The sequence below is a fragment of the Vibrio sp. D173a genome (genome assembly GCF_030248475.1).
The window spans coordinates 1-636 of the sequence record NZ_JAHGAH010001500.1; the positions used below are offsets into that span (position 1 = coordinate 1).

1 protein-coding gene is annotated in these 636 nt (G+C 43.9%); it reads right to left on the reverse strand.

Features of this window, described 5'->3' with window-relative positions; translation table 11 throughout:
- Positions 1-636, reverse strand: a 636-nt coding sequence (locus KIV40_RS34335; protein ID WP_285353920.1) for a carbohydrate ABC transporter permease, incomplete at both ends; no start/stop codon positions are given.

Consider the following 636-nt stretch of genomic DNA (forward strand, 5'->3'; position numbering starts at 1 on the left):
TTCAGCCAGTTAACCTCTACCACATCTTTGGTCACTTCAATCCAACCCACTGCACTAGCGATAAAGGTAGCGATACCCGCCACAATCACAGAGAGAATGGCCCACGCTGGATCGAGCCAGCCTACAGGCAGTCCCTTGATACGGTCTTTCGTCACTAAAACAAATTGAGTTGCCACCGCTACAAGCACGAAACAACTGATGTGTGGGTAGTGATTCACAACATCTGTAACAAAGACATTTAGGTAACCGTTCTTTTGGTAGAACCAAATGAAGATCAGCGTTACCGCAGCAATGGAAAGAATGCTTGGTAGATAAAAGGCTGTTCTAAAGAAGCTTTTCGCACGAATCTTAGAGTTAACAAGAATCGCTAAACCCAGTGCTAATACCGTTTGAACACAAGTAACGATAAGGGAGAACCAAATCGTGTTTGCCAATGACAGTAAAAATAAGTCGTCGGTAAGCAATGCTTTGAAGTTCGCTAGACCAACCCATACCGCATCACTAAACAGATCGTATTCAGTAAAACTGAAGTAAACCGTTCGAACCAATGCATAAAGAAAGAACACCACCAAAGTCAGTACAAATGGCCCAGCTAGGAGCCATCCGTAAACTTGTTGGCGAAGACGTAAAGAGTTC